The 9,497-nt window shown below is 69.9% G+C and carries 8 protein-coding genes; 1 reads left to right on the top strand and 7 read right to left on the bottom strand.

Translation table 11 applies throughout. From position 1 onward, the window contains the following. Positions 1 to 127: 127 nt before the first annotated feature. The 4 genes from NKG96_RS20755 to NKG96_RS20740 form a co-directional block, all read right to left on the bottom strand. Positions 128 to 733 carry a conditioned medium-induced protein 4 gene (locus tag NKG96_RS20755; protein ID WP_254538888.1) on the bottom strand — a complete coding sequence of 202 codons (606 nt, stop codon included), beginning with the start codon at positions 731 to 733 and terminating at the stop codon, positions 128 to 130. Between the two features lie 353 nt (positions 734 to 1,086). Beyond that, entirely contained in the window at positions 1,087 to 3,036 is a 1,950-nt protein-coding gene (locus NKG96_RS20750; RefSeq protein ID WP_254538887.1) for an archaea-specific SMC-related protein, read from the bottom strand. Positions 3,037 to 3,062: 26 nt separating this feature from the next. Then, positions 3,063 to 3,710, bottom strand: coding sequence for a rod-determining factor RdfA (gene rdfA / locus NKG96_RS20745; protein WP_254538886.1), 648 nt, complete (start codon positions 3,708 to 3,710; stop codon positions 3,063 to 3,065). A 334-nt stretch (positions 3,711 to 4,044) separates the two neighbouring features. Then, on the bottom strand, positions 4,045 to 6,297 hold the full coding sequence (locus NKG96_RS20740) for a twin-arginine translocase subunit TatC (RefSeq protein ID WP_254538885.1): 2,253 nt from the start codon (positions 6,295 to 6,297) through the stop codon (positions 4,045 to 4,047). Positions 6,298 to 6,654: 357 nt separating this feature from the next. Between NKG96_RS20740 and NKG96_RS20735 the strand changes: the two genes are divergently transcribed. Next, on the top strand, positions 6,655 to 7,242 hold the full coding sequence (locus NKG96_RS20735; protein ID WP_254538884.1) for a hypothetical protein: 588 nt from the start codon (positions 6,655 to 6,657) through the stop codon (positions 7,240 to 7,242). A 238-nt stretch (positions 7,243 to 7,480) separates the two neighbouring features. Here the strand turns inward: NKG96_RS20735 and NKG96_RS20730 are convergent, their stop codons facing one another. The 3 genes from NKG96_RS20730 to NKG96_RS20720 form a co-directional block, all read right to left on the bottom strand. Further along, entirely contained in the window at positions 7,481 to 7,939 is a 459-nt protein-coding gene (locus NKG96_RS20730; protein WP_254538883.1) for an HTH domain-containing protein, read from the bottom strand. A 439-nt stretch (positions 7,940 to 8,378) separates the two neighbouring features. After that, complete coding sequence (locus NKG96_RS20725; RefSeq protein ID WP_254538882.1) at positions 8,379 to 8,816, bottom strand: hypothetical protein; 438 nt, start codon at positions 8,814 to 8,816, stop codon at positions 8,379 to 8,381. A gap of 100 nt (positions 8,817 to 8,916) precedes the next feature. Continuing rightward, positions 8,917 to 9,474 carry a MaoC family dehydratase gene (locus tag NKG96_RS20720; RefSeq protein WP_254538881.1) on the bottom strand — a complete coding sequence of 186 codons (558 nt, stop codon included), beginning with the start codon at positions 9,472 to 9,474 and terminating at the stop codon, positions 8,917 to 8,919. Positions 9,475 to 9,497 lie beyond the last annotated feature (23 nt).

The following is a 9,497-nucleotide window of genomic DNA, read 5'->3' as shown; positions in this document are numbered from 1 at the left end:
TGACCAATCGGGGCGAGCAGTACGCACGACGGAAACATCCGACGTGGACCCGTCGTCGGCGTGGTCCCGCCCCGTCCGTCCGAACGGACGCATCCCCCGACGGTTCGCCCTCGTCCGGTGCCCTCGCCTACTGCGTCACGAGGTCCATCAGTCGCCGGTCGGTGAGGAAGATGTCGGCGAGCGCCTCGTCGTCGTCCACGTCGAGGAGCGCCGCGAACTCCGCGGGGTACCGGTAGCTGACGCGGCGTGCCTCCCGGCGAGCGTCGAGGACCGACCGGCAGCGCCGGACGGTGGCCGGGTCGATGCCGAGCGTCCGCGCGAGCTGGTCGTCGGTCGCCCGCGGGTCGCCCGCCGCGTCGCGGTCCTCGTCGGCCGTCCTGAGGGCGTCGAGGTCGAACGGCGCGTCGAGGTCCGTCGGGCGGAACAGGTGGAGCGCGACGCGGCCCCCGGCGACGTCGTCGGCACCGGCCCCGACGTCGGCGGCCAGTCGCTCGTCGGTCGTCCCCCGGTAGTACCCGCGGACGACGTGGACGAGGTCGTCGTCGCTCAGCGCGGTTTCGAACCCGTAGCGTTCGCGCATGGCGCGGACGACGCGGTGGACGGCGGCGTCCACCTCGGCGTCGGTCCGGACGGTCCCGCGGCTCTCGGCCTGTCGTTCCGTGAACGTCGCGTCGCTCCCCAGTCCAGCGAGGATGGCGGCCAGTCGTTCGACCTTCTCGTTACTCTTCGTCATAGTTCGTACGGCTCATCGGGCTCCCGACCCCACCCGGGGACAGCCGAGAACCGCTCGGGTGACCTCGGCGTCGGGTTCGCCAGAAGTAGTCCTGCCCACACGTACGCCGTCCGCGGATTTAGCCTGCGCGCTCCCACAGGAGCACCGCCGGCAACCGGTCAGCGGCCTGTGGCGTCGGGACGAAGACGACGGGGGGGCCGGCCCCGAAGGCCACCTTGACTCGCTCTGACGCGACCCGCTCCGACGCGACCCGACGCAACAGACCGGGCAGCCGACTTCCTCCCCTGACCGGGTGAAAACGCTCTCACCCGGGCGAGTGTCCGGCCCGCCTCGCCCGGTCGGACAGGTCGCCCTCAGATGTCGGTGATGCGGGTGTAGCCCTCGCTGAGTGCCTGTGCGTCCTCGGGGAGGAGCGCGACGACGATGGTCGGGGCGTACGCCTCGAAGTACTCGACCAGTGCGGCGATGCGCTCGGAGTCGATGGCCTCCAGCGAGTCCAGCAGCATGAACGGGAGCGTCTCGTACACCGCGTGGACGAGGTAGCCGGCGAGGGCGAAGACGAGGCCCGTCACCTCGCGCTCGGACTCCGAGAGATGCTCGACGGTGTCTTCGTAGGTCGTCCCCTCGTCCGTCCGGCGGACGATGTGGAGGTCGAAGTCGCTGCGGGTGACGGTCCGACGACCCTCGCGGGCCTGTCGCTCGCGGCGTTCGAGCCACACGCGTTCGAGGTTGCCGTAGTCGAGCACCGAGAGGAGTTCCTCCATGTGCTCGTTGAACTGCTCGACGGTCTCGCGCTCGAGTCGGTCGACCCGCGTCCGCAGGTCCTCGAGGTCCGAGGCGATTCGCTCGCGCTCCTCGCGCAGGTCGGCTTCCGTCTCGACGACCGACTCCGCCTCGCGGATGCGCTCTTCGACGCGTTCGAGGTCGCTGTCGAGGCGACCGAGTTCGAACTCCACTTCCGTCGCCTCCTCGTGGCGCTCCAGCACCGTCTCGTCCACCTCGCTCTCGAGATCCGAGACGGCGTCCTGTAGCTCCTCCAGTCGGTCCTGTACCTCGGCGCGCTCCTCCTTCAGGCGCTCGATGGCGTCCTCGCGGTCGCCGATCTCGTCGGCCAACCGCTCCTCGCGCTGTTCGAGGGTCGCCCGGCGCTCGCTCGCCGTCGTGAGGTCGTCGTGCTCGGCTTTGAGTTCCTCCAGTTGCTCGGTCAGGTTGGCGCGCTCGGCGCGCTTCTCGCGGGCGATGTCGCGCAGGCGGTCGAGCGTCGCCTCGATGCGGTCGGCGTCCACCTCGGTCCCGCAGGTCCAGCAGACGCCGGCGTCGTCCCCCAGGAGGCGGTCGGTGACGGCCCCGGCCGACTCGCCGTCCTCCTCGCGGAGGAGTTCGATGAGGCCGTTCTCGCCCTCCAGCATCTCCTCGTTGAACTGGATGACCGTCTGGAGCGTGCTCACCGTCGAGTCGCACTCGCGCTTGCGGCGGCGCAGTTCCTCCTGTCTGCGTTCCAGTTCCTCGATCGCCTCCTCGGGCGTCTCCGGCAGGTCCTCGCGCTCCTCGGCCAGCGACGAGTGCTCCTCTCGCACCGAATCGAGGCTCTCGCGTTCGGTCTCCAACTGGTAGCGGACGTCCTCCAGCGTCGAGCGGGCGTCGTTCAGCGCGTCCAGTCGTTCGTCGAGTTCGTCCTCGCGTTCGCGGGCGGCCTCGACGCCGCTGTCGCTGTCTTCGAGTTCCGCGCGAATCTCGGCGAGTTCCTCGCGCTTCGCCTCGACGTCGGCCTCGAGCGACCGGCGGCGCTCTTCGAGTTCCGGGAGGCGGGCCTTCGCGTCCTCGACGTCCTCCAGTTCGGCGTCTATCTCGCGGCGCTCGGCGATGAGTCGCTCGATGTCCGCCTGTATCGACGCGGTGTCGACCGGTCGCATCACCACCTCGCGCAGGTCGTCGCCACGGGCGACGGCCTGTCGGGCCTCGTTGGTCTCCAGCAGGAAGGCGAAGAGGTCGGCCTTCGTCGGGTCGTCGAGGTAGGGGTCCCCGCCGAAGGCGACGCTCCCGTTCCGTCGCGTCAGCGTCCGGGTGTAGCGTTCCCCGTCGACGGTCAGTTCGACGCGACCCTCCTCGGCGTCACCCTTGAGCGACGCGCCGGAACTCCCCAGACCGGCCATGAGTGCCTGCAGGAAGGAGGTCCGGTTGGTCGCGTTCCGCCCGACGAGGACGTTGACGCCGGGGTGAAGCGTGACGGCCGAACGGTCGATGCCCCCGACGTGTTCGGCCTCGACCTCGATGGCGTGCTCTGACGTCTGTGCCGGTGTCATCGGCTACCGTTCGACACCCGGTCACTTCAATCGTTCGAGGTCGTCTGACAGTCACAGCCCCGTCGCTCCAGCAGGTCGTCGACCTCGTGGTAGCGCCCACAGCCGTCGCAGGCGACGCGCACGTCCACGAGGACGTCGAACTCGTCGAGCGCGATGAGGTCGGCCGACCGGAGCTGTTCGAGCGTCTCCGCCGTCACCGTCTCCGCGCGGTTCTGGAGGGCGAACAGCGCCGAGGCCCGGCGCTCGACACGGGCCGTGTCGTCGACGGTCTCCTCGTAGGTGACGCCCCGACAGTCGCGCAGGTGGGTGTACACCGACTGGTGGGAGACGAACGCGCCGCGCACCGCCGCCACGTCGATACCCTCGCGTTCGAGGCGGCGCTCGGCCTCGCGACGGCGGCCCTCGCTCACGTCGTCGTCGACCAGCAGGCGATACAGGTTGGCCACCTCGCCGTCGACGGGGCGGACGCCGGCCAGCGCGAGAGCGCGCTCCAGCATCTGCCTGTTGACGTACTCCGCCAGGTCTCGGAGGCTGTGTTTCTCGACGCCGTCGCCCCGCCACCGTGCCGCCAGTTGGTCGTCCAACGCCCCGAGGTCGTACTGTTCGATGCCCCGACCCAGCTTACAGCACGGCTCCCGACCCTCCGCGCCGCACTTGTCTCGCCACCCTGCCATCAGACTCGTCGGTACGCCATCGGGTATGATAAACCTTCACCAGTCAACCGCTTGCTTTTTCGGTCCGGATTCCGCCGAGGTGGCCGGTACGGTCCCTGATCGGGGCCTCACGGACAGAGTCGCCGTCGGTGGTGGATGCACGTGAGATTCGGTAACGGGACGGGTCGTCGACAGCGCTCGCCGTCGTCGAGGTGTTTTCCACAGACGCTCGCTCGGGTCTTCGAATCGCTCATGCGTACGAGTTACCTCAGGGACATATTAGCGCTTCGCCGGTAGATAGTAACGTCCCGACTACCGGCCGTTCACCCTCTCTTACCCGTCGGTTCCCGTCTCGCTACCGCTCGCTCTCGCCGGCCCCGTCGGGTCGGCCCAGCGAGCGTTCCTGTCCCGTCCGTCCGCCGAGCGTCACCACCCAGAGGACGCCGAGACCGACGCCGTAGGCGACCATCGTCGGGACGGTCAGGAGGAACATGGTGAAGACGCCCCCGGACATCAGACCGCTCGCGAGGACCAACACGAGGACCGTCACCTCCCGCCAGCGCCGGCGCATCGGCCGGTAGCGGACGATGCCCCCGAAGTGGAACAGCAGCATCGTGACGGGCACCGTCGCCAGCAAGCCGACGCCGACGGTGGTGAGGAACACCAGCCAGCCGAAGGCGTTGATGCGGTAGGAGACGAGCATCTCGGCGCGCACAACGTCGGCGGCGAGCCACGAGATGACCGTCGGGGCGACGACGGCGTACCCGACGGTGACGCCGCCTGCGAGGCCCGCCAGCAGCGCCCCGCCCCAGACGAGGAGCACGCGCCGGTCGCCGCCCGCCAGGCCGCGGGCCTTCAGCGCGGGCCACGCGTAGTAAAGCACGACGGGGAGGGTGACGATGGCCGCCAGCAGCGTGCTCAGTTTCACGCCGAAGACGAGCGTCTCGACGGGGTGGAGTTCGACGATGTCGATGTCGCCGGGCGCGACGCTCGCGGGCAGGCGCGCGAGGAAGTCGTTCTTCACCGCCTCCACGCCGCCCTGGTAGAACGCCACGAACGTGACCGCGAGCACGCCGATGAAGGTGGCGACGATGCGGAACGTCCGCGAGGTGAGGCTCTCGACGACGAACTGGAGGTCGTAGAGGTACCCCCCGAGGTCGTCCTCCGTGACCTCCTCGTCCCTGAACGCCGTGGCCATGTCGGCCGCCGTCCGCCGCACCGAGGCCACGAGGTCGGTCCCCTCCTCGTCCGGGCCGCCCGCTTCCCGCGTCCGCGCCGCCCGGTCGCGTTCGGCCCGTGCCGCTGTCTCGGTCGCGGCCCGCGCGTCGTCGAAGCGCGCCAGCAGGACGCGAGCGCGCTCCCCCTCGCCGGCGGCCATCGCGCCCCTCGCGTACGAGAGGGCCGCCTCGTCGGTCAGGGCGGCGAACAGCGCCGTCGGCGCGACCAGCAGTCCCTCGACGGGGAGCGTCGCGAGGTCGAGGGGGACGGGGAACGGGCCGCGTGCGCCCCCCGCGTCGTCGGAAGTCTCGGCGGGCGGCGCGACGGCGGCCCGGTAGAGCGACAGGGCGCTCCCCGCGACCAGCACCACGACGAAGACGGCGACCCCGAGGGCGGTGAGGGCGGCGGGGCGCGGTAGGCCGACCAGCGACTCGACGGGTGGGAGCGGCCCGGGCGACACCGGAAGTCGGGGGTCTGCGAGTCCCCGGTAGACGGCGCGCCCGGCACCGACCGCGAGTGCGCCCACCAGCGCCGTCGAGACGACGCCGGCGACGGCGACGTTTCGAGGTGCGCTCGCCCGGAGCGCGCCCCGGAGACTCACGCGGTCGCGACCGCCCCTCAGCGCCAGCACGGCCCTCGTCAGCGCGAGGCTGAGGGCGTACAGTATCAGGAGCGGGACGGCCCACATGATCTGCGTGAATGGGTCGGGCGGGGAGAACACCGCCCCGAAGACGAAGATGCCGACGACGGCGTAGCGCCACCGCTCGCGGAAGGTCCGGTAGGGGACGATCTCGGTGAGCGAGAGCCCGAGGATCGCCAGCGGGAGTTCCGCCGCCAGCCCGAACGACAGCGAGAGGACGAAGACGAACTCCGCCCAGCTGACGATGGAGTACGTCGGCGAGAACCCCACCTGCACGGAGTAGCTCGTGAGGAACGAGAACATCAGGGGGAAGAAGAGGAGATACGAGTACGCGATACCGCCGACGAACAGGGCGACGGCCAGCACGGCGACGGCGGCGATGGTCCGGCGGGGCAGGTCCGGCCACAGCCCCCGGGCCGCGAGCGACTCGCGGGCGTAGTAGAGCACGACGGGGACGGCAAGCAGCGTCCCTGCGGCCATGCCGATTTTCGCCTGCAGCAGGATGACGTCGAAGGGGGTGAGCGCGATGACGCTCGTCGCCTCGCGAACCGCGGGCGGGAGACGGGCGAACAGGTCGGCCTGCAGGCGGTCCCAGACGAACCACTGGAGGAGGTAGAAGCTTCCGAGGAACCCGACGAGGAAGGCGACGAAGACCCGCTGGAGGTTCGCACGGGCGGCTCCCCAGAGGCCTCTCAGGGTGTCCCGTCCGCTCGCGAGCGCCGCCTTCGAGTCGTCGTCGAGGACCGCCATCAGTCATGTAGAGTGGCTCACGTCCGGTTATCACCTTTCTGTCCCTCCGTGACGGTCACTCATCGCTGTCGGCGTCCGGGTCACCGCCCGGCCCTCCGGCGAGTCCGCCCCGACGACGTCCCTCGACCGGCCGCCCCTCGCGTGTGCGCCCGAACACGCACCGTCGTACATGAACGCTGACAGACGAACCGCCTCTCTCAGGGGTCCAGGGCTGTGACCGACGAAACCACCCTACTTGAGGGTGACGCGCTCACCTCACTGAAACGGGGGGCGTCGGGGGGAAGGGCATTACGTTACGGTTCACAGATACTTATTCCGTCACCCTCCCTCGTTCAGCGTGGAGGTACAACCAACCCCATGAACATCTCTAAGCGACAGTACATCAAGGCAGCCGGCGTCTCGCTGGCCGCCCTCTCGCTCGGGGTCGGTGGCACGCTCGCCACGGCTCCGGGACAGACGGCCCTCGCCGGGCCCGACGCGCCCGCCCAAACGGGTAGCAGTGACGACCGCCTCGACTACGAGCGCGACGAGAACGGCAACATCGAGTTCGACTACCTCGACCTGACGTTCGAGACGAACAACAACGACGCGGACGTCGAACTCTCGGTCAACAGCGGCGATGTCCGCCTCGACTTCGAGTCCGACAACGCGGGCACGGACCTGGAGGTCTCGATGGAGGTCGGCGGCGAAATGATCGACCTAGAAGGGAGCGACGGCGACGTCGAACTCGAGGCCGAGGGCGCCGCTGACTCCTTCGAGGACGACTCCAACGAACTGGAGTACAAGGGCGACGCCATCCAGCTCGAGTGGGACGACGTGAACGACGAACTCGACATCACCGGCGACGTCACCCTCGAGTACGACGGCACCGAACTCGAGTACCGCGACGAGGACGTCATGCTCGAGTGGGAGTCCGGCAACGACTTCGAGGCCCGCCGCCTCTGAGTTCGACCCGGTATCGCCCGGGACGGCCCGCTGGTCCCGAACCGGCCCACCGTGACGCGTGTCCGTGGACCGTCGGTGTCTCCACGACGTTCGAGACGCGTTTTTTCTCGCCGGCTTCCCGATCAGCGACGGCGACGCGCCCGTTCACGGGTCGACCCGCCGTCACCAACCACCGGCAGGTATCCTCCCGGTGACTCCGTTACTTTACAGTCGTACGGTTGTAAAGCACTGCCCCGGGTCAGGTTCGGAGTTCGGGCGCTCGTTCGAGGGCGGCGAGACACGCCTCGACCGTGTAGACCCGCTTTGCGTTCCGCGAGGGGGCGACGTCGAGCAGTTCGTCGCCGTCGTACACCGCGACGCAGGTGACGGGGAAGACGACGACTTCGGCTCGCTCGCCGGTGATGGTCGAGTGCACCGACCGCTCGTCGAAGAAGGGTCGAAGGGTCCGCTCCCGGCGCTCGCACCACGCCGCGAACTCGGCGTATTTCCGCATCGCCACGTCGCACCACGGCGTTCGGTCGGCGGCCGACCGGGGGCAGAGCTCGGCGTTCCAGACGCGGTGGACGAAGCCGTCGATGACGCCCTCGTCCTCCAGCAGTCGGAGTCGTTCGACGACCGCCGACTGCTGGCGTCGGGTCTCGGTCGTGGACGCTCGCGTGAACAGTTCGATACGCCGCCGCCCCCGGTCGTGTCCCATCTCGTCACCTCTCCATCGTGCGTTCCGTTCGCACCGTGAGTGTACGCCCTCCCCGGATAAATCGGTTCTGTCGGTCCCCGGCGGTTCGGGTGGCCGTGGCCGGCGCGGTCCTGACACCGCGTTCGGACGACGCCCCGTCAGGACCGCCCACCGACCCAACATCTGCGGCCCGCAGTTATGCCCGGGATGGCCGTACCTACCTCCGGTGTCCACGCGACGACCGGGGCGCGGTCCGAGAGACGGCCCGCCGCGGTGGTCGGGGGACTGGTCGGACACCTCGGTCACAGCATCGTCCTCGGGGGAGGACCGTCCTCGGGTGCGGTCCCGGGACGGCGGACGCGACGCGCCCGGCGCGTCGCCGACAGGTCACGCCGCGGGTTCCGCTCCGCGCTCGCGGCGGTCGAGAGGGGTTGGTCACACGTCGGAGCGGGAGGCGGCCCTACTGTTCGGCCGTCGGTTCTCGTCGTCGCTGTGCTCGTTCTGCCGTGCGCCGGTCGCCCCGGTCGTCCACGCCCGCCGAGCGACGTCCGTGTCCGCCGGGCCGCCGGTGTCGCGCGGCCATCGCCCGGTTGACGGCGTCGACTCGCTCACGGACCGTCTCCGGGGGGAGACCGAACCACTCGACCAGCGACTCGACGGTCACGCCCTGTCCGGCGAGCAACGCGAGCGTCAGGTCGCGGGTGGGTCGGTCGCCCGCGGCGAGGCGGACGCGCAGTGCGCCCACCTCCCCGTGTCCGTCCGGGTCGCCCTCGGACACGACCACGAGGTCCGGTGTCGCGGTGTGGGTGTGCGCGATGTGTCGTCGTAGCGGTTCGTCCTCCTCGGGCCCGATGGCGAACACCGCCGTGCAGTACGGGCATCCCTTGTAGATGGTCATGGCTCTCTCGACGCGCGGTCGTCGGGTAGAACTCGTCGGGGAACGGTATTAACGGCTCTCGAACCGGCCTGTAATGTGGTTACCCGGACGACACGACCGCTCACGCCGGTCGGTCCAGGAGGACGACGGCCTCGCCCCGCAGGACGTGTTCGCCGCGCTGGGTTCGGACGGCCGTTCGGAGGCGATAGCGGTCCCCGCCGAGGGCCTCGACCACCTCGCACACGCCCGTCAGTTCGTCGTCGACGCGGACCGGCGCGAGGAACTCCGTGGTCTGGGAGAGATACACCGCGGTCCCGGGAAGGCGCGCCAGCGCGGCGCTGACGACGCCCGCGGTGAGCAGACCGTGGACGACCCGTCCGCCGAAGCGGGTCCCCTCGGCGTACGTCTCGTCGAAGTGCAGTCGGCTGGTGTCACCGGTCACGAGGCCGAAGCCGTGGACGTCGGCGTCGGTCACGACCTTGCTGAACCGGACCGTCACGCCCACCGCGACGTCCTCCCAGCGCTCGACCGACCGCTCGAAGCGCCACTCCGGGTCGTCGTACACCACGCCGACGTCGAGCGGTGAGGGAAGTGCCCGCCTCGGGTCCCCCTCGTCCGTCCGCCCCGCGCTCGCCGCCCCCCGTCCGCCGACCGCCACGCACCCATCGGCGTCTCGCATACCTGACAGTAGTCCGTCTCGAC

The sequence above is a fragment of the Halomarina litorea genome (assembly GCF_024227715.1).
In the GTDB taxonomy this organism is placed as follows: Archaea; Halobacteriota; Halobacteria; order Halobacteriales; family Haloarculaceae; genus Halomarina; species Halomarina litorea.
The sequence above is the reverse complement of the archived record's forward strand: the minus strand, read 5'-3'. Positions and strand labels throughout refer to the sequence as shown.